A 20251-nucleotide genomic window follows, 5' to 3' on the forward strand; every position below is an offset into this window, starting at 1 on the left:
GTTGAGACCAATTCCGTGCAGTATCATGCGAGGGGGAACTTCAAAAGGCTTATATTTTTTAGCTGAAGACTTGCCCACAGACCCTCAGATAAGGAATAAGGTGTTACTTGCCGCAATGGGTTCACCTGATCCTCGTCAGATTGACGGTGCGGGTGGAGGCCATCCACTGACCAGTAAGGTGGCCATCATTAGTCCATCCTCGTCAAGTGAAGCCGATGTAGACTACCTGTTTTTGCAGGTAGTTGTAGATAAAGCTGAAGTCAGCGATACGCAGAACTGCGGCAATATTCTGGCTGGGGTCGGTCCTTTTGCTATCGAGCACGGACTGGTAGAAGCCAAAAATGAAGTGACTCCGGTTCGAATTCGCATGGTGAATACAGAGTCCGTTTCGTGTGCTTACGTTGCCACGCCCTCCGGAAAGGTTTGTTATTCTGGCGATGCCAAAATTGACGGTGTCCCCGGCACTGCTGCGCCTGTTCCCCTTGAGTTTCTCAATGTAGCTGGTGCTAGTTGTGGCGCGCTGTTTCCTACGGGCAACCCGAAAGATACTGTTGAAGGCCTGGAAATTACCTGTATCGACAATGGTATGCCGGTGGTTTTAATAGATGCTAAATCTCTGGGCCTTAAAGGTAATGAGTCACCTGCGGTTTTGGAATCGGATAAAGAGTTGAAAGCCCGTATCGAATCACTGCGGCTTGCTGTCGGCCCTATAATGAACCTTGGAGACGTTAGTAAAAAAACCGTCCCTAAAATCAGCATTCTTTCAGCACCTCTGCAAAGTGGTGTGCTAAACACCCGCACCTTCATACCTCACAGGGTACATGAAGCCATTGGTGTGCTTGGCTCTGTCAGTGTGGCAACAGCTTGTATGCTTGAAGGCACAGTGGCGAACCCATACCTTGGCGTGGAGGTGAGCCCTAAAATGCAAATTGAAGTTGAGCATCCCACAGGACAATTCTGCGTCGAAATGGAAGTACAGGGCAGTGACAGTATTGAACACTTTACTATTCGCCGCTCGGCATTACTTCGAACTGCCCGGTTAATTATGCGTGGCGAAGTATTTGTTCCAGACAACGCATTCTCAACATCAACTTAGAAACGAATGATAGCCGACTGCATGCTACACCAAGATAAACCTTACAAAAGGATAACCGGATGATTATTGATTGCCATGGACACTACACGACAGCACCAGAGCCGCTGTCATTGTTTCGTGAAGCTCAGCTAAATGCCTACAAGAATGGTCAGGCACTGCCTGAAGTACCTTCTATCAGCGATGACCAAATTTGCGAAAGTATTGAAAAAAACCAGCTCAAACTGCTAGACGAAAGAGGGCTGGATATGACAATTTTCTCACCACGAGCTTCTGCGATGGCGCACCATGTGGGGGATGAAGCGGTTTCCAAACAATGGACCCGCGCCTGTAATGACCTGATAAGACGCGTTGTAGACCTCTATCCGCAACGATTTGTTGGCGTGTGTCAGTTACCTCAATCCCCAGGCGTATCGATAAAAAACTCTATCGAAGAATTAGAGCGCTGTGTCAACGAGCTGGGGTTTGTAGGTTGCAACCTCAACCCGGATCCTTCCGGCGGCCACTGGACATCCGACCCACTTACAGACCCAAGCTGGTATCCTTTTTATGAAAAAATGGTAGAGCTGGATGTACCTGCAATGATCCATGTATCAGGATCCTGCAATCCGAATTTTCACGCCACGGGTGCGCACTATATGAATGCAGACACCACCGCATTCATGCAATTCCTGCAGGGGGATTTGTTCAAAGATTTTCCGCAGTTGCGGTTTATCATCCCACATGGCGGTGGTGCAGTACCTTATCACTGGGGGCGCTATCGCGGGCTTGCAGATATGCTCAGCAAACCGCCATTGGCTGAGCACGTAATGAAAAACGTGTATTTTGATACATGCGTTTATCACCAACCGGGAATCGATCTTTTATTCGATGTAATAGATATTGATAATATCCTGTTTGGTTCTGAAATGATCGGTGCAGTACGAGGCATTGACCCAACTACTGGCTTCTATTTTGACGATACCAGACGATACATTGAACAACTTGCCCTCAGCGACGCACAGCGGGCACAAGTATTTAGCGGCAATGCTCGCCGGGTATACCCTCGTCTTAATCAACGCTTAAAGGGAATGGGGTTATGAGTAAGTTTACGCCTGATGCCGACTGGTTGCACTGGCACAAATCACCTGTAAAGCCCGACTTTGTGGCGCCGGATGGTGCGGTAGACGCCCACTGCCACGTCTTTGGTCCTGGCGACTTATTTCCCTTTGCACCAGAGAGAAAATACACACCTTGCGATGCATCTAAAGATCAACTCTGGGCGTTGCGCGACCACCTGGGTTTTAGCCGCAATGTTATTGTTCAGGCGACGTGTCACGGCGCTGACAATCGCGCCCTGGTCGATGCGTTGCAGGCCTCTCAAGGTCTTGCCAGAGGTGTGGCTACGGTGAAACCAGATATTAGCGATGCTGAACTTGAAGCCTTGCATCAAGCAGGTGTCAGAGGGGTGCGCTTTAACTTTGTTAAACGCCTGGTGGACGCACTGCCGTTTGACAGCTTGCTTTCAATTGCAGAGCGAATAAAAGCACTCAACTGGCACATTGTTATCTATTTTGAAAGCCAGGATTTGGCTCAGTTTTACGACTTTTTCACCAGTTTGCCGACAACGGTTGTTGTAGATCATATGGGCAGACCGGATGTAAGTAAGCCCGTTGATGGCCCTGAGTTCCAGTTATTTCTCAAACTGTTAGAAGAAAATGAAAATTTCTGGTCCAAGGTAAGTTGTCCAGAGCGGCTTTCTTTGGCGGGCCCATCTCAACACTACCTGGATGTGGTACCCTTCGCCCGAACCGTTGTTGAGCGATTCGAAGACAGAGTTTTGTGGGGGACTGACTGGCCACATCCAAATATGAAAAGTCATATGCCAGATGATGGCAAGCTTGTAGACATGATACCGGCGATTGCCCCGACTGAATTATTGCAGCGAAAACTGCTTGTGGATAACCCACTGCGTTTATATTGGGCAGACTAAGTTCTGCTGCTATTCGCTAATCACAATCAACAAAAGAGAGTGTAAAGATGAAGATTATTGTAGTAGGCCCAGGTGCTTTCGGCATTAAACATCTGGACGGACTAAAGAACATTGATGACGTTGACGTCGTCGGCCTGGTGGGCAGAAATGCAGAAAAGACCCAGCAAGTAGCAGACGATTATAATATTCCTAACACCTACAGTACCCTCGAAGACGCGCTACAAAGCGACGCAGATGCCGTGATTCTTTGTACCCCGACTCAGCTTCACGCCGAACAAGCTATTCAGTGCATGCGTGCAGGTAAGCATGTTCAGGTAGAAATACCATTGGCAGATAGCTGGGAAGACGCTCAGGCTGTAATGCAGGTACAACAAGAAACCGGTTTGCAATGTATGGTAGGCCATACACGCAGGTTCAACCCGTCGCACCAGTTAATACATAAAAAAATCAAAGCCGGTGAATTAAACATTCAACAAATGGATGTGCAAACGTACTTTTTCCGCCGGAAAAATATCAACGCTAAGGGTGAACCTCGCTCCTGGACTGATCACCTGTTGTGGCACCACGCCGCCCATACTGTTGATTTATTTGCCTATCAGGCAGGCTCTCCTATTGTTAAAGCCAACGCCGTTCAAGGACCTATTCATCCTGAATTAGGCATAGCAATGGACATGTCAATTCAGTTGCAGGCTGAAAATGGCGCGATTTGTACGCTATCGTTGTCGTTCAACAATGACGGACCATTAGGCACATTCTTCAGATATATCTGTGACAATGGAACTTACATCGCCCGCTATGATGACCTGGTTGACGGCAAAGAAACCCCCATTGATGTATCAAATGTCGATGTATCAATGAATGGTATTGAGCTTCAGGACCGAGAATTTGTGGCCGCTATCCGCGAAAACAGAGAGCCGAACGCCAGCGTATCCGGCGTATTAAGCTGCTATCGAATACTTCATCAGTTGGAACAACAACTCAACAGTTAAGTAGGCAAAAAGGAGCAATGATGCATCAACGGCAACTTGCAGGTAAGGCAGTGTCAGAAATAGGCCTTGGCTGCATGAATTTAAATCATGCATATTCGGGGTTTGTAACTGAACAACATGCTCAAAAGCTGCTGCAAAAGGCCTTCGAGCTCGGTGTAAACCACTTTGACACCGCTGCATTATATGGGTTTGGAGAGAACGAAGCGCTGCTTGGACGGTTATTAAAGCCATTCCGAAAAGACATTTTTCTGGCCAGTAAATGTGGCATGACTGGCGTGAACGGTAAACGCGTGATAGATGGGCACCCCGATACGTTAGCCAAAACACTCGACGCTGCTCTGAGAAGCCTGGATACAGACTTTATTGATTTATACTATTTGCATCGCATTGACCCTAACGTGCCCATTGAGGAAAGTGTGGGTGCGTTAAGTCGCATGGTTGAGGCAGGAAAAATAGGTGCAATTGGTCTGTCGGAAGTCTCAGCCGAGACGCTTCAACGCGCCTATGACGTGCACCCTATTGCCGCAATGCAAACAGAGTACTCGCTATGGACGAGAAACGCAGAAATTGCGGTACTCGACAAGTGCAAGGCGCTGGGTGTTGATTTTGTCGCTTTTAGTCCGTTGGCGAGAGGTTACCTCACTGGTAAATTAACCGACCCTGAGGCATTGGATAAAAGTGATATCAGACGGAATATGCCGCGTTTTCAGGGACAGAACTGGCAAGATAATTTGGCATTGCTCGTTCAATTCGAGGAACTTGCCAGAGAAGCGTCGTGTACACCAGCTCAGTTAGCCTTGAAATGGGTATTGGCCCAAGACGATTGTATACATGCGCTACCAGGGACCCGCTCTATAGCCCATTTAGAAGAAGATCTTGAGGCAAGTCGCCTTGATATTGAGAGTCACATTCTCGAGCGGGCGGGTGATCTTATAAATCAAAATTCTGTGCATGGGCCGCGTTACCCTGCGGGCGCGCAAGCAGATATAGACACAGAAGATTTTGCCCCTCAGTAATAAGAACCACTGTAAGGCGAGTGCTAATCGTCGTGAAAACGCACGCGTTTAGTCACCTGGCCTTGCAGTTGGCCTTTTGAGCGTGGTTTACAAGTTCTGTTTTAAGACATTATCCCCTGGCCTGACGGCGAAAGGCTGCAGGGCTTTCCCCTGTCTGCCGCTTAAAGAACTTGTTGAAGTAACCTGGTTCTGAAAACCCTAATCTGTCTGCGACAGACGCCACTGTCAGGTCAGCGAAAATAAGATATCGCTTTCCCTCCACCAATATTTGTCTGTGAATCATTGATAGCGCGTTAGTATTCTCCAGTTGACGGCAAATCTGATTTAAATGCGTACTACTGACTCCTATTTGCCGCGCATACCAGTCAACCTGATGGTGTTGCGTAGCGTGGCTTTGGATGAGTGCTTTGAACTGTGCCAACTTTCGCTCAGGCTTGCTTAAAGCGCGGCTGTCAGCGCTTTGTGCGGGCGAAAGTCTGACAATATTAATAACAAGCTGCTCAAGCAGGGATTTTTGCATGGCATCTGAAAGCACTGGTCGTTCAGATTGCTCCACGTACAAACTGTGACATAGTTGCTCTAACACCTGTACCTCTGAAAGCTGATACAACACAGCTTGCTCGTTGTTGCCCCAGTTTGCAGGTACCGCACCTATTTGCTTTAGCATTACACTGGCCACAGATACCACGAATCCCTCACACCCCGGCCGCCACTCAAAGCCATGCATTAGATTGCCTGGTATCACAAGCATACACGGCGCACAAAGCGCGACACGTTTCGCGTCAAAGTAAGCCGTTCCAGCACCAGAAGTGAGTAGAAAAACCTGATCTATATTGTTGTGTCGATGAGGCTGTATAGACCAATCGTGCAATTTGCTGCGCTGAGCCAATGGTTCACAATGAATAAGTGCACTGAACTCTTTCCTGTCAGCATAGAAATCAACAAACTCTAACGAACCTGCGGTATGGGCCATTTTCTATAAAATTAACCATTAAATAATGTATATAACCCTTATTTTAGCAGTTTTTCTATTTAAAATGCAGGTATGTTCAATAACGAGATGCTTCTATGAACTGGCAAAAACGTGATTACGATGATATTCCCGGCACGTACGTGTTTGATGGCAAGCGTGCCAACCCTTCCTACGCGCTGAATAAACTTTTTTACTCTTTTAACGACGAAGCCAACCGAGCAGAATTTGATGCAGATCCCTCTGCATACTGCGACAAGTTGGGGGTTAAGGGCGAATACAAAAAAGCCGTGGTTGAACAAGACTTTCTGGCCATGGTGCGTATGGGCGCCAATATCTACTATCTTGCCAAAATGGCTGTTCCACGTGGTATGTCTGTGCAAGATGTTGGTGCAGCCTTTCAGGGCATTACTACCGCTGAGTTTCAGCAACACCTGGCAGACAAAGGCAAGGATTTAAGCGAGAAACTCAACAATCGAGGAGACTACTGGAATGGCTAAAATTATTGGTGGTATCACAAGTTCCCATATACCTGCAGTGGGAAATGCTATATCTCAGGGTCTAACTCAGGAACCTTATTGGAAACGATTTTTCGATGGTTATGGTCCGGCAAAAGAATGGCTGGAAAAAGCCAAACCGGACGTTGTAATAGTGGTTTACAACGATCACGGTCTCAACTTTTTCCTGGACAAGGTTCCCACATTTGCCCTTGGGTGTGCCGACATCTATGAAAACGCAGATGAAGGCTGGGGCCTGAAACCCGTTTCGCCCTTTAAAGGCAATGCTCCGCTATCCTGGCATATTGCTGAATCTTTGGTAGAGCAAGAATTTGATATCTGTACGTGTCAGGAAATGAAAGTCGACCATGGTTTCGTCAATCCGCTACGCGCCCTCTATGGCGACTGTGACGTTTGGCCCGTTGAAGCGATCCCACTGGCAGTGAATACAGTGCAACACCCTGTACCAAGTGCAGCCAGGTGCCTGAAACTTGGCCGGGCACTGGGTAAAGCCCTTGAATCCTACCCAGAGGATACACGTGTTGTCATATTGGGCACTGGCGGTATGTCCCACCAGTTGCAGGGAGAAAGAGCAGGCATAATAGATGTTGAATTTGATCTGGAGTGCATGGATAAAATAGCCACCGACCCAGAGTGGATGGCGAACTTTTCCAACACTGAAATCATGCGCAGAGCAGGCACTGAAGGTATAGAAACTATTATGTGGCTGGTAATGCGTGGCGCATTGAAAGACGATGCAAAGACTATTCACAAACACTATCACGCGCCCATATCTAATACCGGTGCGGGCGTTTTAGTGTTAGACAACACGTAGCAGTATTAATTAGCGTTTTAGCCAAAATAAAGAACCGGTCTTGTTGGTTAAACAAGGCCGGCTCTTTTATTTTATCTAAATTAACCGCAGCAGCTTACCTGTTAACACTAGCCCGTTTGCTCGGCTACCATTTCCCTAAGCCATTTATGCAGTGGGTCGTTATCTAAACTTGGGTGCCACATCATTGACTCATTCAACGGCGGTGTTTTAAAGGGAATGTCATATATCTTGATGGGCAGATGCTTAGCATTGATTTCTGCCAAACGCTTTGGTGCCAAAGCAACTCTGTTAGTGTTCAATACGGTGAAAAACATACTGGAGAAATCATTTACGATAACTTCTACACGGCGATTAACTTCATCGCTATCAACCATCCACTTTTCAATACTCAGTTGACTCGCTTTCTCATAACCGATAGTGACATGACCAATTTCAGAGAACTGCTCCAGCGTTATTTCATCCCCTATTTCGCTATTATTTTTGTCTGCAATACACACGAATTCGTCAGTTAGGATTACCTCGGAAGAATAACCGCTAAGCATGAATGCTGACGGCGCTATGATGATATCGGCTCCCTGTTTGGCTAACGAGTCTAAATCTCCCGCGAAAGTCGACATAAATTCAAAGGTAATGTTGGGCGCAGCCTTATTCACTTTTGCCAATAACTCAGCGATGACAACTTGCATAACGTAATCTGATGCTATGATTTTAAAATTGCGATTGGACAGTTCGGGCGTATTTATCTTCTTATCGATAATACGATTTCTGATAGTACTTAACACTTCACTGACAGGTTGCTGCATTTCAGCCGCGAAGGGCGTAATGTGCATCTGCTTGCCCATTTGGACAAGTAAATCATCATCAAAATAGTCTCTCAAACGAGATAAAATACCACTTGTTGCTGACTGCGAAAGGTGTAATCGATACGCACTTTTCGTGATATTTTTTTCCTCTAGCAAAACTTCTAACGCAACCAGCAGGTTTAAGTCTAGTTTTTCGTACCGCATTTCTACCCCGGAAACTTCATCTACTAATTTTTGTACCAACGGTTTTTGAGATATGACGTATCGGCACAAACGATTTTTGCTTAGTGACTCCGAATAATACCATCTTCTATTAACAATAATTAAAACTTTTAATTACGAAGAGACTTTATTAAATGAAGTTAGCGTCACTCAAAGGCAATGGACCAGATGGCAAGCTAGTACTTGTTTCTAAAGACCATAGCTTGTGCACAGAAGTTAATGATATTGCTCCTACGATGCAGTTCGCAATGGATAATTGGGATTCGTGTTACGAGAAACTCAATGCGCGATACCAAGCACTTAACACCGGAGTCGAAAGCAATGCTGCTCCCTTTCAGCCCCAGCAATGTTTAGCGCCACTACCACGAGCCTGGACCTGGCTTGATGGCTCTTGTTATTTGAATCACGGCCACCTAATGCAAAGAGCCTTCAACTTAGATCCTATTGAAGGCGCCGACATATATCCCTTGGTTTACCAGGGCTCAGGTATTTCCTTTAGAGGAGCACGCGAACCTCTCTATGCCGCCAAAGAAGAGCACGGTATCGATTTTGAAGGTGAGTTCGGCGTAATAACTGGCCATGTTCCTGTAGGCGCATCACAAGAAGAGGCCAAGCAGAGCATTCGTCTGGTCGTCATGTTAAATGACGTCAGTTTCCGTGCCCTTGCCCCCCGCGAAATGAAAACGGGGTTCGGCTTCGTACAAGCAAAAGGCGATACAGCCTTCGCACCTATTGCCGTTACGCCAGATGAACTTGGTGAGCATTGGCAAGATTCAAAGGTCTGTGCTCCTTTAGAAATCCATCGAAACAACGAGTGGTTTGGTGCACCAGACGGCGCAAAGATGTTCTTTGGATTTGACCAACTCATCGCACATATTGCTGTAGCACGAAGCCTTCTCCCTGGCTCTGTTATTGGATCAGGCACGGTATCTGACAACACGCCGAATAAAGGACAAGCCTGTCTGTCAGAGCTCCGCGCAAAAGAACTTGTTCAATTTGGCGAGCCCAAGACGCCTTTCTTAAAAGTGGGCGAAACAATAACGATGCGAGCGCTGGATAAAAATGGATCCAGCTTATTTGGCGACATTATCCAAGACGTTGAGTTGGAGACCTCAAATGTTTAACCCAAGAGAATACGAAATTATCGATTTGTCGGTAACGTTAGACAATAACCCACACACCGACCCACCGCCTTTATTGCCCAAAATCGATTACATGGACCACCAGGAAGGCTGGCCCGAAATGGCGTCAATGTTTCCGGGGCTGACCCTTGATCAGTTACCTGGCAACGAATCATGGGCGGCAGAAAGACTTGCAATAACCACCCATAGCGGCACCCATATGGATGCACCCTGGCACTATGCCTCAACTACTGATGGCGGTAAGCCTGCATTCGGTATTGATGAATTGCCCCTGGAGTGGTGTTTCCAACCGGGCGTAAAGCTGGACTTTCGCGACTTTGAAGACGGTTACATTATTACTGCCAGCGATGTGGAAAAAGAGCTGCAACGCATTAATCACGATTTACAGCCGCTGGACATTGTTGTGGTTAACACCCGTGCAGGCGAGATATTTGGTCAACCAGGTTACTTAGACGCAGGGGTCGGCATGGGCCGCGAAGCCACAATGTATTTGCTTGAAAGAGGCGTAAAAGTGGTGGGCACTGACGCCTGGAGTTGGGACGCTCCCTTCAAATACACACGTGAACGCTTTGCCGAGACCGGCGATGCATCCTTAATTTGGGAGGGCCATAAAGCAGGTCGGGATATTGGTTACGGTCAAATGGAAAAATTGAGCAACTTAGAAGCGTTGCCCGCAACTGGATTTTTGATCTCTTGTTTTCCTTACAAAATTAAACACGCCTCTGCAGGCTTTGTTCGCGCAGTTGCATTTATAAAAAAATAAATTATCAGAGCTAACTTGGCGCATTTGCGCCGCAGAAAAATCAGGAAACTACAATGTTTAAATATTTCCCGACAAACTATGTTTGGAACCTGTCAGTCGACCTGGCCATAGAAATGGGTGCACGTATTGGCGAAATTGAAGAAATGTGTGCGCCATTAAAAGAAGCGGCAAAACAACCCGACAAAGAAGGTGTGCAGGCATTTCGTGATACCTGGGCAAAAATGGCAAATAAACTCGTCGAGCTTGCTGAAGAAGATGAAAGCCGAGGCCGATTGTTTTCAGCGGCTGAAAAATACAACCGTGCTTCCTCGTACTTAATTACGTGCGAACGCCTACAAGCCCACAAAGCGCCAGGACGCCTTGAGTTGTATAAGCATCAGCTCGAGCTTTTTCAAAAATCTATTACCCTGGGCAAAGAAAACTGCGAGCGCGTGGAAATTCCTTATGAAGGCAAACACATATCAGCACTGTATGTTAGAGCTGAAAATGTAGAAGGCCCCGCCCCCGTGTTAATCCAAGTTAACGGCTTAGACTCAACCAAAGAAATGAAATATCGCGTTGGCTTACCAGGTTGGCTTGCCAAGCGTGGGGTTTCTTCGTTGATTTTAGATCAGCCTGGAACAGGTGAAGCGTTAAGACTGCAAGGCCTTCACGCCCGTTACGACAGCGAGCACTGGACGTCTCCAGCTGTTGATTGGCTTGAACAGCGCGAAGAGATAGACAGCAATCGCATTGGCATGGAAGGCGTATCGTTAGGCGGTTATTTCTGCCCTCGCGCCGTCGCTAACGAGCCACGTTTAGCCTTGGGTGTATGCTGGGGTGCAAACCATGACTGGCGTGATGTTCAGAAGCGCCGCTTAGAAAAAGAGGGTGACTTCCCGGTACCGCATTACTGGGCACACGTGAAATGGGTATGGGGTGCAGAAACCATGGAAGAATTCATGGAAATCGCCGAGAAAGTTCACCTAGACGGGCAAGTTGAAAAGATCAAAGTGCCATTTTTGGTCACCCATGGTTCGAAGGACTCACAAATCCCTCTTAAATGGGCAGAAAGAACCTATGAGCAGCTTGTAAACAGCCCGAAACGAGAACTTAAGATTTTTACCGAGCGAGAAGGTGGTGTTCAACACTCGAGTTTCGATAACAGTGCTAACGCGGGTCAATACATCGCGGACTGGGTTGCTGAAACTTTTAACGCGCGTACTGCCTAGAAGGAAAAAACGATGAATATTATTGGCTTAGACAAGCTAGTCTTTGGTGTAGATGACACAAGCGCAACCACACAATTCGTTTTGGATTATGGCCTTAAACAAGTAGATGAGCACAATTTTGTTGCTCAAGACGGAACCGGCCTAGAAATTCGGTTGAAAGACGACCCTTCATTACCTGCACCGTTAGAAACCGGCGCTAGCATTAGAAAAACGGTTTACGGTGTTCCTGATCAAGCGAGTTTAGATGCCATTAACGCTGAATTGTCTAAAGACAGAGAAGTAAAAGTACTTTCTGACGGAAGTATTGAAGCTGTCGACGATTTAGGCTTTGTATTAGGTTTTCAAATTACCCTTCGCAACACAACAGACTTACGGTCAGAAAAAATAAATGCGCCGGGCGATATTAACCGTGGCGTGAATGTGAACGGAGTAGACGAATCAACGCCACCGAAGATCCACTCATTATCTCACGTTGTATATTTTGTGCCTGACTCAGCCGCTATGGAACAGTTCTACGAGCAGCGCCTGGGCTTTAAAACCACTGACCGATTTAATGGTGTTGGGGCGTTTATGCGCCCGGCAGGTACAACGGACCATCACACGTTGTTCTTTATAAAGACCCCACCTCACATGAAGGGTATTGAGCACTTTACGTTCCACCTTGGCGGCCCGACTGATGTTGTCAGGGCGGGCACAAACATGGTGAACAAAGGTTATCAGAGCTTTTGGGGGCCCGGTCGCCACATTTATGGGTCGAATTGGTTTTGGTATTTCAAAAGTCCGTTTGGTTGCAATATGGAATTTGATGCCGATATGGATCAGCATGACGATACGTGGCAGGAGCGCGCAGCGAACATGGGGCCAGACTACTCTCAAATCTTTTTGTTAGAACATAGAGAGAAGTGGGCACCTTCAGGTGGACCACCTGCTAAATAGACTGCCGTTATGGACGAACACTTAGTGTGCAGTACCCAAGAGATCCCGGAGGGGAAGGCAAAAGGGTTCAAGATAGGCGAAAATGGTAAAGATACGTTCTTCGTTACTCGAAAAAACAACCAGTTTTTCGCTTATTTAGATGTTTGCCCTCACTACAACAGTACTACACTTCCATGGAAACGACATGAGTACACTGATGTAAAAGGCGAGCATATTGTTTGTGCTGCACATGGCGCGCTGTTCGACATAGCGACGGGTGTTTGTATTCAAGGACCTTGTAAACATCAGCGAATTCAAAAAATACCCATACGAATTGAATCGAACCAACAAATTTGGATTTCAAAAAAAACAATAAAGGCCTTTAAATTATGAAATCAAGTGTGAGCAATGTTTTAATAATTGGGGGCGGTTTTTCAGGTATGACCGCCGCTATCGAATTAAGAAAGCGTAATATAGAAACAGACTTAGTAGAGATAGATGAAAACTGGCGTACAGACGGCGCGGGTATCAGCATTGGCGGTGCAACCTTACGAGCATTCAAAACGATTGGGATATTGGATGAATTTTTAGAGCAAGGTCATGCACACAACGGATTAGATTTGTTTGCGCCGCACGGTTTGCATTTAGCGCATGTCCCTACGCCCTCGGTTGCCAACGCTGAAGGCATACCAGGCGCAGGCGCAATTATGCGCCCTACCCTTGCGAAGATCCTTGCCGAGAAAACCTTGGCGTCTGGTGCGAATGTACGCTTAGGATGTACCTATAAAGAAATGGTTAATACCGACGAGGGAGTAGAAGTCAGTTTCACCGACGGTACGACCAAAACCTACGACCTTGTTATCGGTGCAGACGGCGTGCACTCGCAGGTACGTAAAGACGTATTTCCTGAAGTTGAAGCACCTAAATATATCGGCCAGGGTGTGTGGCGCGCCGTGCTGCCAAAACTTCCTGAAGTAAAAAATACGATGATGTGGGTGGGGCCACACCTGAAAGTTGGTGTTAACCCTATGTCTAAAGATGAAATGTACCTGTTTTTGACAGAAGACAAAAAGGAAAGGCCAAAATACGACCCTGCCACTTACGTTGAAAAACTAAAAGAATTAATGGGTACCTTCCCAGCCCCCATGGTTAAACAGTTCAAAGACATGCTTAACGAAGATTCACTCATTGATTTTCGAGCTCTGGGTAATCTTCTGGTACCGGCCCCCTGGCATAGAAAACGAGTGGTACTGATTGGTGATACTGTGGCCGCAACCACGCCACATTTAGCTTCAGGGGCGTGCATAGGCATTGAAAGTGCCATCGTTTTAGCTGAAGAGTTAGCAAAAGAGGTTTCAGTTGAACAGGCACTCTCTACTTTCATAGAAAGACGCTGGGAACGCTGTAGAATGGTCGTCGAAAATTCTGCTCGCTTATGTCAGATAGAAATAGAAGGTGGCGATAAAGAAGAGCATACTCAAATTATGCGCGAATCTATTATTGCTCTAGCACAGCCTATCTAATCTTTTAAAGTGCTTATAAAATAAAAGCTAGCAGTTTACTGCTAGCTTTTTTGCTTTAAATATAAAAAACTAAAACCTGTTAAAGTTAAAGATCCAATACCAGCTTTGTGCCCTTTGCTCGCGAACAGCACGGTGTCATTAAGGCGCCATCCGCTCTTTCTTCTTCGTTTAAAAACACATCGCGATGCTCTACGTCACCTTCCAGAACTTTAGTTACGCACGTACCGCAAACCCCTTCTTCACATGCGACAGGAAGAAAAATGCCGCTGTCCTCTAATGTGTTCAGAATGGTTTTGTCTGCGGGAACGTGAATTATTTGACCGGTACTTTTTATCTCGACATCAAAAGCTTTATCTTCGTCACTTTCAAGACTGCTTTTATCGATTGAAAAGTACTCTCGGTTTATTAGCGTGTCATTCCAACCAAGCGCAAGTGCACTTTCTATGACATCGTCAATAAACCGCTGGGGGCCGCATACATAAATAGGCATGCTGGTAGATTTACTTTTCAAGTAATCCGTTACGCTAAGTCGAGACGACTGAGCATCGTTAGAAAAATAGAACTGCGTATTTGGCAACCGCCTTATCCTATCGCCGTAAGGCATTGCAGAGGCATTACTCGCACACACACTGAACTCAAAAGGTAGCGCATTTTCCACACACAGCTCTGCCATTGGCAAAATAGGCGTAATGCCAATTCCTGCGGCAAGAAATAGTACTGTAGTATCCTTAGCGGGGTGGGTAAACGGGAAGTGATTTCTGGGTTCACTAATCTGTAACTCATGGCCTGCTTCCAACTCATCATGAATATACGATGAGCCACCACGGCTATTGCTTTCACGGAGAATGGCAATTTCATAGTCGCTATTGTCCGTAGCGCCACATAAGGAGTATTGCCTGAGTAACCCATTGGCTAAATGCAATTCTATATGAGCACCGGGTTCCCAGGGCGCCAGACCTGTACCATCAACGGCACTAAATTTAAGCCTTGTGATGTTATCGGTGAGCTTTTCTTTTAGTGTTATCTTTGCGTTTTGCATATACCTTATCTCCCGTGACTTAACGGCTTTCAGCTTTGATGGCGCGGGTTATCATTCTTCTGGCCATAACACCGCCAGAATCGATATCGAGCATGAGAAGCTGCCTGTCCGGATATAAGTTTAAGTTCTTCTGTTGCTCTTCTAAGATTTCCTGATCTTCCGCAAATACCGCACCCTGTTGCTGCTTAATTTGTTCGGTGAGTTCAGCATCATCAACTTTAAAATCTCGTGCCATGCCCCAAAAATAATGAATTGATTGATCTGATTCAGGTGTTATGAAGTCGACCACGATGCTGCCTGCTCTTTTCTCCGGCGCCGCGTTTATACCGCCCTCACCCGCCACAGCTACGCCCACTTCAATCATAATATGGCTGGGTAAGTCAAACCGACAAACTTGCCATCGGTCTACACTGCCTTCTTTTGGTAAATCATTGGCTTCCAAAGCCGCTTGCCAAAAGGGAGGGGCCACAATGTTTTCCATAAAGCGTGAGGTCACAACCTGTGCACCCTCAACTTTTGTATTTACTGGTGCTTCTTCTATTTCTGATTGTCCGATGCTTGTTGAGTGAACGTAGGTCTCGTGGGTGAGATCCATCAGGTTATCTACCATCAACCGATAATCACAGTTTATGTGATACAAGCCACCACCATAAGCCCAGTCAGGACTATCAGCCCAAAACAGATCTGGCAATGCATTTTCATCTGCGAGGTCTTGATCGCCCGGCCACAGCCAGATAAAGCCGTACTTTTCGACGACTTTAAAGGTTTTAATACAGGGAAATTTGTCTACTCGCTGCTTAGGCATAGAAAGAGTTTTACCCTCTTTTCCCATCACCAGGCCGTGATAACCACACACTAATTTGCCATTCTCAACGTAACCTAACGAAAGAGGAGCGCCACGGTGAGGACAAAAATCTTCAACAGCTACAACGGCTTGATTACTATCGCGAAAAAAAGCTAGCGGCACATCACAAATCTTGCGTGCTAACGGTTTGTCAGAAGTAACCTCATGTGAATAGCACGCTACATACCATGTATTCAGCGGATAAATTTTTTCTTGCATATCGTTGTCCCCATTCAAAATTGGATCCAATATATGCTATAACAAGTTAAAATCAAGTTATTTTAACGTAAATTGGATCCATTTATTGAATTACCTGTTAGTTGAGCCGTTAAGCCCCCTTGATAATCCCTACCTAGCCGGAAACAGGGCTTGAGTTGCACAGATTAAAAACGGTAAATTGGATCCAATTTCTATGGTTGTGAATGAATTATGAGCAAAACAAAAACGAGTCCAGCCGTTGTTAGTATGCTTCGGGAAAAAATCTTGATGGGTGAGTTTCCTGCTGGGAAGCGTTTAGCAGAAACGCAAGCTGCAGAAGCCCTGGGTGTATCAAGAACCCCGGTTCGTATTGCGCTGCGCTCTTTAGAGCAGGAAGGACTGCTTGAAAAGCTTCCAGCCCGAGGCTATCGAGTAAAAGAAGTCACCGTCACTGAAATTGCGAATTCGGTAGAAGTTCGCGGTGTATTAGAAGGACTGGCCGCCAGACAAGCTGTAGAAATAGGGTGCAGCGAGCAAACGATAGAACAACTGAAAACCTGCTTAGCAGTAGGTGACGCACTATTTGTTGGCGGCAGTATTGATGAAGCCGGCATAGAAGCGTATCAACAAATGAACGAAACGTTTCACGATATTATTATTAACGCAAGCGGAAACACGTCTATTAAAAGTGCGTTACAATTAAACGAACATTTTCCTTTTGCCTCGGTAAGTGCCATTGCATACGATCCGAATCAATTAGACAGAGAATTTCATCGTCTTAAATATGCTCATACCCAGCATCATGCTATTGCAGGTGCCATTATCAAAGGCCAGGGAGCTCGTGTGGAGGCTTTACTAAAAGAACACTCACTTGCCACTATCAATCATATCGATCTGTTTAATTCTAATACGTATAAGCTATACAAGCCCAATAAAACATAGGCCCTTCTTGCGTGAGGGCCTGCAAAACATAAAGTATCGGTTATTTTGCAACAAGCGGCTGCGCGTTCCTTGTTTTGACAAGCGCTAACAGCGCGGCCAAAAACGCGAACACCGCAAATAGCATCAACACATCATACAAGCTGCCAAACTCTGTCTGAAGCAAGGTAACCAAAATTGGCGCACTAAACTGACCTAAAAAAAACGCCCCGGTCCAAAGCCCTGTGCCTCTTCCACGAACGTTTGTTGGTAATACTTTTAATACCCAGCTTAGTGTAGTAGGTAATAATAAGCCAAAGCCCAAGCAGGCTATCACCACAGATAAAGAAGTCATAATCAACGCCGTTGAAACTGCCGCGCCCACATAACCCAGCGTAGCCAGCATTAAACCAATAGCGATTAACGCTGGGCCAGTTAACCCTCTGGCTTTTTTAAATGCGACAGACCCTAGCGCAACTCCGATATTCGCTGCGGCACCAATTCCCCCAATAATGCCTGGTGACACCTCGGCTGAAAGCGCCAAAATCTCTCCTAACTTAACAATAACGGTATAGAAGATTACACCGACAAATAACGTTGTTATTAGTAGTGGAAGAATGTCACGCCACGGAGTTCGCACGCCGGATGTGGTATCTTTTTCAGAAGCGATAGGTTCAAACAAAACCTGGTGCACTAAAACCGCTATTGGCAGGGCGAGAATATATAATAAGAAAGGGCCTCTTGAACCTAGTAGCTCTCCTAAGATCCCCCCACACGCGATGAGTACTATTGCACTAATACTGACACTGGCAATTTGTATTGTGATCCAACGCTGACGTGCTTTACCTGTGTAGTAATCTGCAATGAGTGCTGTTGCGACTGTCATAATGGCTGCCTCTGCCATACCTAACACCACCCGAGATAAAATAATATGGAACAGGTTAGTTAAAAAGAACGGAGCAAGCCCAATAAATGCATAGATAATTAGTGCAGTGAGCAACACTGGCTTTCGGCCAACCCTATCGGATAGCCACCCAGCGATGGGAGAAAACAGCGCCACACAAAGGGCGGGAATGGTCATTGCCACCGGTACTAAAAACTCAGCGCCTTCAATATAGGCAAACTCTTTCAAAAATAACGGTAAAACCGGTACTAAGGAAATGATTGCCATGGTGGGCATAATGGCCGCTAAAACCAGAATTACACCATGTTTAGATGCCGCTACACCCTGTTTATCTAAAGCAGTCATACAAGTACCCCTTCTGGTTTTTATTGTCTTTACCGCTTATCTCAATTGATAGTAATTTGCACGGGATCCGAAGCATAATCGTTCGCCTCGATATGCAGGTATTGGCAATGGCGATACCTGCCACATCGTTTTAGCATCAACCCGCCCTAAGGATTTCACTTATTTAACTAAGTTGTTTTGCAGCTAAAACCATGAAATAGATGAATAGAACAGTGAGATATTGTGAGACCAAAAAAGCGCTTGAGATCGTCTCGGAATCGACAGTAGGATTTTCAAACAAAGAGAAAAGCCGTTTAAGAAGCTGGCGCTGCCAAGCAGAGCCAGCTTAATGATGTTTAATAATCTAACGTTATAACTTCACTTTCTGCCCAGCCATAGCGCACCGCTTTGATGAAAAGCTTATTGTGCGCACTATCTGGTACAAAACTTTTATCATAAACTTGCCATACTTTGTTGTCATAGCTATAGCCTATGGATGCCCCTTCGGTTCTGGGCGTTATAAAAACTTTACCTGTAACTTCATCAATCTCGGCAACAGCAGGAAGGGTTGTTTGCTGCGAGTCATGACGATTTTCGTTATCTTGAATTAATACGCTTTCGTCAATCAAGTTGTAATCACTACCAAGATTACGCCAGTTATCCAGCTGCTCTCTGAAACGCGACAGGACATGCGCGTAATCCGGATTGCTAGCTAAGTTAACAAGTTGATCGGCATCTTTTGATAAATCATAGAGCTCTTCAGGCGCCTTGCTATCGAACCATTTTTTCTGCTGCTGTGTAAGCGTATTGCTCTCTTTAGCATTGTTCAACGCTTTAACTGATGACAACACGTTTCTGAACTGTATGTTTGTACCGTTTGGTTGTTCAGAAAAATTACGTACATACTGATATTTCTCATCTGAGACATAGTAAGAGCGAAGATCAGCAGAATCCATTCTCGCCCGGTCAGCGAAGATGTAATGTCGCTCAACCGGTGCGTCATCAGACAAGTCAATTCCCTGCATATAAGGTAACTTTTCAATGCCCGCGAAACCCAACAGGGTTGGCGCCAGGTCTTCAAAAGACACTAACCTGTCTATCGTTTGGCCACTTTCTGGCATCCAATCAGGTTTATATTTTTCAGGAATGTGCATGATCATTGGCACTTTAATGCCTGATACCAGTCCTTCACGCTTACTGCGTGGCAACGCATCGCCATGGTCGGTGGTGAATATAAAGATAGTATTGTCCCACAGTTTATCTTTCTTTAGATTCGCGATGACAGTTCCGACTTGTTGGTCCATCACCTCGATATTCTCATAAAATCTGGCGATTTCCTGCCGCGTTTCTTTAGTATCAACTAAATAAGGGGGCACCGTAATTTTATCTAAATCAGGTGTTTTGAACTGGTAATTAGCGCGGATCCCTTCACTTATTTGATTCATTTGCTGTAAATGAGGCGGCGTATTTTCGGGTATAAACAGCGCTGATTCGTGCGTAATAAACGGGTTTAAGTTCAGGAAAAACGGTTTACCCTGCAAGTCATGCGTTCTCCATGCCGAGGGCAATAGCGAGTCTTCAGGGTTGCGAACATTTCCGTTAGCACTCCAAATAGTAAAAGGTCCTATGCCAACGGCACCTTTGGCAAATTGGTAATCGGTTTTGATATCGTTATAAGTAAAGTACCCTTTCTTACGAAGTATTTCAGGATAGGCTTTGACCTGTGCGGGCGGAACGCCAAAATACTCTCTGTCGGCAGTACGCATATGTTGCAGGCCTACTCTGTGTGGCGGCGCGCCAGTGATAAGCCCCGCCCTGGATGGCGCACAAACACCAGCCATGGTAAACACGTTGTTGAACATTACGCCTTCGCTAGCCAAGCTGTCTAAGTTTGGCGTATGCGCGACGTCGTCACCATAAGCACCAAGACGCGCGCTTAAATCTTCTGCCACAACAAGTACGATATTCGGCTTTTCACTGTCTTGTTGCTCTTTAAATTCAGCGCTAATTACCTGTGACGAATTCGCCGCTAATAATGCTATCGCTATCAGTTTTCTTAACATCGCAATCTCC

At 46.0% G+C, this 20251-nt stretch carries 20 protein-coding genes; 14 read left to right on the forward strand and 6 right to left on the reverse strand.

Features of this window, described 5'->3' with window-relative positions; translation table 11 throughout:
• Position 1: 1 nt before the first annotated feature.
• The 5 genes from ACXACM_RS02370 to ACXACM_RS02390 are packed head-to-tail and all read left to right on the forward strand — an operon-like array spanning position 2 to position 5070.
• The gene (locus ACXACM_RS02370; RefSeq protein ID WP_474819532.1) at positions 2 to 1096 is read left to right on the forward strand and encodes a 4-oxalomesaconate tautomerase; all 1095 of its coding nucleotides are present in this window, start codon (positions 2 to 4) and stop codon (positions 1094 to 1096) included.
• A gap of 59 nt (positions 1097 to 1155) precedes the next feature.
• On the forward strand, positions 1156 to 2175 hold the full coding sequence (locus ACXACM_RS02375; protein ID WP_474819534.1) for an amidohydrolase family protein: 1020 nt from the start codon (positions 1156 to 1158) through the stop codon (positions 2173 to 2175).
• Complete coding sequence (locus tag ACXACM_RS02380) at positions 2172 to 3065, forward strand: amidohydrolase family protein (protein ID WP_474819535.1); 894 nt, start codon at positions 2172 to 2174, stop codon at positions 3063 to 3065. The genes ACXACM_RS02375 and ACXACM_RS02380 overlap by 4 nt, the downstream gene beginning before the upstream one ends.
• 47 nt (positions 3066 to 3112) lie before the next feature.
• Positions 3113 to 4054: a Gfo/Idh/MocA family oxidoreductase gene (locus ACXACM_RS02385; RefSeq protein WP_474819537.1), complete on the forward strand. Its 942-nt coding sequence runs from the start codon at positions 3113 to 3115 to the stop codon at positions 4052 to 4054.
• Positions 4055 to 4074: 20 nt separating this feature from the next.
• Positions 4075 to 5070 carry an aldo/keto reductase gene (locus tag ACXACM_RS02390; protein WP_474819538.1) on the forward strand — a complete coding sequence of 332 codons (996 nt, stop codon included), beginning with the start codon at positions 4075 to 4077 and terminating at the stop codon, positions 5068 to 5070.
• Between the two features lie 109 nt (positions 5071 to 5179).
• Here the strand turns inward: ACXACM_RS02390 and ACXACM_RS02395 are convergent, their stop codons facing one another.
• Complete coding sequence (locus ACXACM_RS02395; protein WP_474819539.1) at positions 5180 to 6043, reverse strand: helix-turn-helix domain-containing protein; 864 nt, start codon at positions 6041 to 6043, stop codon at positions 5180 to 5182.
• A gap of 95 nt (positions 6044 to 6138) precedes the next feature.
• Here ACXACM_RS02395 and ACXACM_RS02400 point away from each other — a divergent pair, with 95 nt between their 5' ends.
• Complete coding sequence (locus tag ACXACM_RS02400) at positions 6139 to 6540, forward strand: protocatechuate 4,5-dioxygenase subunit alpha (protein WP_474819541.1); 402 nt, start codon at positions 6139 to 6141, stop codon at positions 6538 to 6540.
• On the forward strand, positions 6533 to 7372 hold the full coding sequence (locus tag ACXACM_RS02405) for a class III extradiol dioxygenase family protein (RefSeq protein WP_474819542.1): 840 nt from the start codon (positions 6533 to 6535) through the stop codon (positions 7370 to 7372). Before ACXACM_RS02400 ends, ACXACM_RS02405 begins: the two co-directional genes overlap by 8 nt.
• A 107-nt stretch (positions 7373 to 7479) precedes the next feature.
• Here ACXACM_RS02405 and ACXACM_RS02410 read toward each other — a convergent pair whose 3' ends face one another.
• Complete coding sequence (locus tag ACXACM_RS02410) at positions 7480 to 8379, reverse strand: LysR family transcriptional regulator (RefSeq protein ID WP_474819543.1); 900 nt, start codon at positions 8377 to 8379, stop codon at positions 7480 to 7482.
• Between the two features lie 152 nt (positions 8380 to 8531).
• Here ACXACM_RS02410 and ACXACM_RS02415 point away from each other — a divergent pair, with 152 nt between their 5' ends.
• Genes ACXACM_RS02415 through ACXACM_RS02440 form a run of 6 tightly spaced genes read left to right on the forward strand, consistent with a single transcriptional unit; the run spans position 8532 to position 13951 of the window.
• A complete protein-coding gene (locus ACXACM_RS02415; RefSeq protein WP_474819545.1) occupies positions 8532 to 9521 on the forward strand; it encodes a fumarylacetoacetate hydrolase family protein in 990 nt (329 codons plus the stop codon).
• On the forward strand, positions 9514 to 10302 hold the full coding sequence (locus ACXACM_RS02420; RefSeq protein WP_474819546.1) for a cyclase family protein: 789 nt from the start codon (positions 9514 to 9516) through the stop codon (positions 10300 to 10302). Before ACXACM_RS02415 ends, ACXACM_RS02420 begins: the two co-directional genes overlap by 8 nt.
• Positions 10303 to 10355: 53 nt before the next feature.
• Positions 10356 to 11513, forward strand: a complete 1158-nt coding sequence (locus tag ACXACM_RS02425) for an alpha/beta hydrolase family protein (protein WP_474819548.1) — start codon at positions 10356 to 10358, stop codon at positions 11511 to 11513.
• Between the two features lie 12 nt (positions 11514 to 11525).
• On the forward strand, positions 11526 to 12449 hold the full coding sequence (locus ACXACM_RS02430; protein ID WP_474819549.1) for a VOC family protein: 924 nt from the start codon (positions 11526 to 11528) through the stop codon (positions 12447 to 12449).
• A 9-nt stretch (positions 12450 to 12458) separates the two neighbouring features.
• Complete coding sequence (locus ACXACM_RS02435) at positions 12459 to 12821, forward strand: Rieske (2Fe-2S) protein (RefSeq protein ID WP_474819550.1); 363 nt, start codon at positions 12459 to 12461, stop codon at positions 12819 to 12821.
• Positions 12818 to 13951 (forward strand): FAD-dependent oxidoreductase, encoded by a 1134-nt coding sequence (locus ACXACM_RS02440; RefSeq protein ID WP_474819552.1) that lies wholly within the window; start codon positions 12818 to 12820, stop codon positions 13949 to 13951. Before ACXACM_RS02435 ends, ACXACM_RS02440 begins: the two co-directional genes overlap by 4 nt.
• A gap of 85 nt (positions 13952 to 14036) precedes the next feature.
• Here the strand turns inward: ACXACM_RS02440 and ACXACM_RS02445 are convergent, their stop codons facing one another.
• The gene (locus ACXACM_RS02445) at positions 14037 to 14990 is read right to left on the reverse strand and encodes a PDR/VanB family oxidoreductase (protein ID WP_474819553.1); all 954 of its coding nucleotides are present in this window, start codon (positions 14988 to 14990) and stop codon (positions 14037 to 14039) included.
• Between the two features lie 19 nt (positions 14991 to 15009).
• Positions 15010 to 16053, reverse strand: coding sequence for a Rieske 2Fe-2S domain-containing protein (locus ACXACM_RS02450; RefSeq protein WP_474819555.1), 1044 nt, complete (start codon positions 16051 to 16053; stop codon positions 15010 to 15012).
• Between the two features lie 210 nt (positions 16054 to 16263).
• Between ACXACM_RS02450 and ACXACM_RS02455 the strand changes: the two genes are divergently transcribed.
• Positions 16264 to 16974, forward strand: coding sequence for a GntR family transcriptional regulator (locus tag ACXACM_RS02455; protein ID WP_474819557.1), 711 nt, complete (start codon positions 16264 to 16266; stop codon positions 16972 to 16974).
• Between the two features lie 40 nt (positions 16975 to 17014).
• Here ACXACM_RS02455 and ACXACM_RS02460 read toward each other — a convergent pair whose 3' ends face one another.
• Positions 17015 to 18199 (reverse strand): MFS transporter, encoded by a 1185-nt coding sequence (locus ACXACM_RS02460; protein WP_474819559.1) that lies wholly within the window; start codon positions 18197 to 18199, stop codon positions 17015 to 17017.
• A gap of 335 nt (positions 18200 to 18534) precedes the next feature.
• Positions 18535 to 20241 carry a sulfatase family protein gene (locus ACXACM_RS02465; RefSeq protein ID WP_474819560.1) on the reverse strand — a complete coding sequence of 569 codons (1707 nt, stop codon included), beginning with the start codon at positions 20239 to 20241 and terminating at the stop codon, positions 18535 to 18537.
• Between the last annotated feature and the right edge of the window lie 10 nt (positions 20242 to 20251).

Source organism: Alteromonas sp. AWQ4_252 (assembly GCF_056158205.1).

Excerpts from the sequence above, each read along its gene's own strand:
- ACXACM_RS02440 (WP_474819552.1), top strand. The coding sequence starts at position 12,818 with ATGAAATCAAGTGTGAGCAATGTTTTAATAATTGGGGGCGGTTTTTCA.
- ACXACM_RS02400 (WP_474819541.1), top strand. The coding sequence starts at position 6,139 with ATGAACTGGCAAAAACGTGATTACGATGATATTCCCGGCACGTACGTG.
- ACXACM_RS02405 (WP_474819542.1), top strand. The coding sequence starts at position 6,533 with ATGGCTAAAATTATTGGTGGTATCACAAGTTCCCATATACCTGCAGTG.
- ACXACM_RS02375 (WP_474819534.1), top strand. The coding sequence starts at position 1,156 with ATGATTATTGATTGCCATGGACACTACACGACAGCACCAGAGCCGCTG.
- ACXACM_RS02460 (WP_474819559.1), bottom strand. The coding sequence starts at position 18,199 with ATGACTGCTTTAGATAAACAGGGTGTAGCGGCATCTAAACATGGTGTA.
- ACXACM_RS02385 (WP_474819537.1), top strand. The coding sequence starts at position 3,113 with ATGAAGATTATTGTAGTAGGCCCAGGTGCTTTCGGCATTAAACATCTG.
- ACXACM_RS02415 (WP_474819545.1), top strand. The coding sequence starts at position 8,532 with ATGAAGTTAGCGTCACTCAAAGGCAATGGACCAGATGGCAAGCTAGTA.
- ACXACM_RS02430 (WP_474819549.1), top strand. The coding sequence starts at position 11,526 with ATGAATATTATTGGCTTAGACAAGCTAGTCTTTGGTGTAGATGACACA.
- ACXACM_RS02450 (WP_474819555.1), bottom strand. The coding sequence starts at position 16,053 with ATGCAAGAAAAAATTTATCCGCTGAATACATGGTATGTAGCGTGCTAT.
- ACXACM_RS02435 (WP_474819550.1), top strand. The coding sequence starts at position 12,459 with ATGGACGAACACTTAGTGTGCAGTACCCAAGAGATCCCGGAGGGGAAG.
- ACXACM_RS02395 (WP_474819539.1), bottom strand. The coding sequence starts at position 6,043 with ATGGCCCATACCGCAGGTTCGTTAGAGTTTGTTGATTTCTATGCTGAC.
- ACXACM_RS02455 (WP_474819557.1), top strand. The coding sequence starts at position 16,264 with ATGAGCAAAACAAAAACGAGTCCAGCCGTTGTTAGTATGCTTCGGGAA.
- ACXACM_RS02425 (WP_474819548.1), top strand. The coding sequence starts at position 10,356 with ATGTTTAAATATTTCCCGACAAACTATGTTTGGAACCTGTCAGTCGAC.
- ACXACM_RS02465 (WP_474819560.1), bottom strand. The coding sequence starts at position 20,241 with ATGTTAAGAAAACTGATAGCGATAGCATTATTAGCGGCGAATTCGTCA.
- ACXACM_RS02390 (WP_474819538.1), top strand. The coding sequence starts at position 4,075 with ATGCATCAACGGCAACTTGCAGGTAAGGCAGTGTCAGAAATAGGCCTT.
- ACXACM_RS02410 (WP_474819543.1), bottom strand. The coding sequence starts at position 8,379 with ATGCGGTACGAAAAACTAGACTTAAACCTGCTGGTTGCGTTAGAAGTT.
- ACXACM_RS02445 (WP_474819553.1), bottom strand. The coding sequence starts at position 14,990 with ATGCAAAACGCAAAGATAACACTAAAAGAAAAGCTCACCGATAACATC.
- ACXACM_RS02420 (WP_474819546.1), top strand. The coding sequence starts at position 9,514 with ATGTTTAACCCAAGAGAATACGAAATTATCGATTTGTCGGTAACGTTA.
- ACXACM_RS02380 (WP_474819535.1), top strand. The coding sequence starts at position 2,172 with ATGAGTAAGTTTACGCCTGATGCCGACTGGTTGCACTGGCACAAATCA.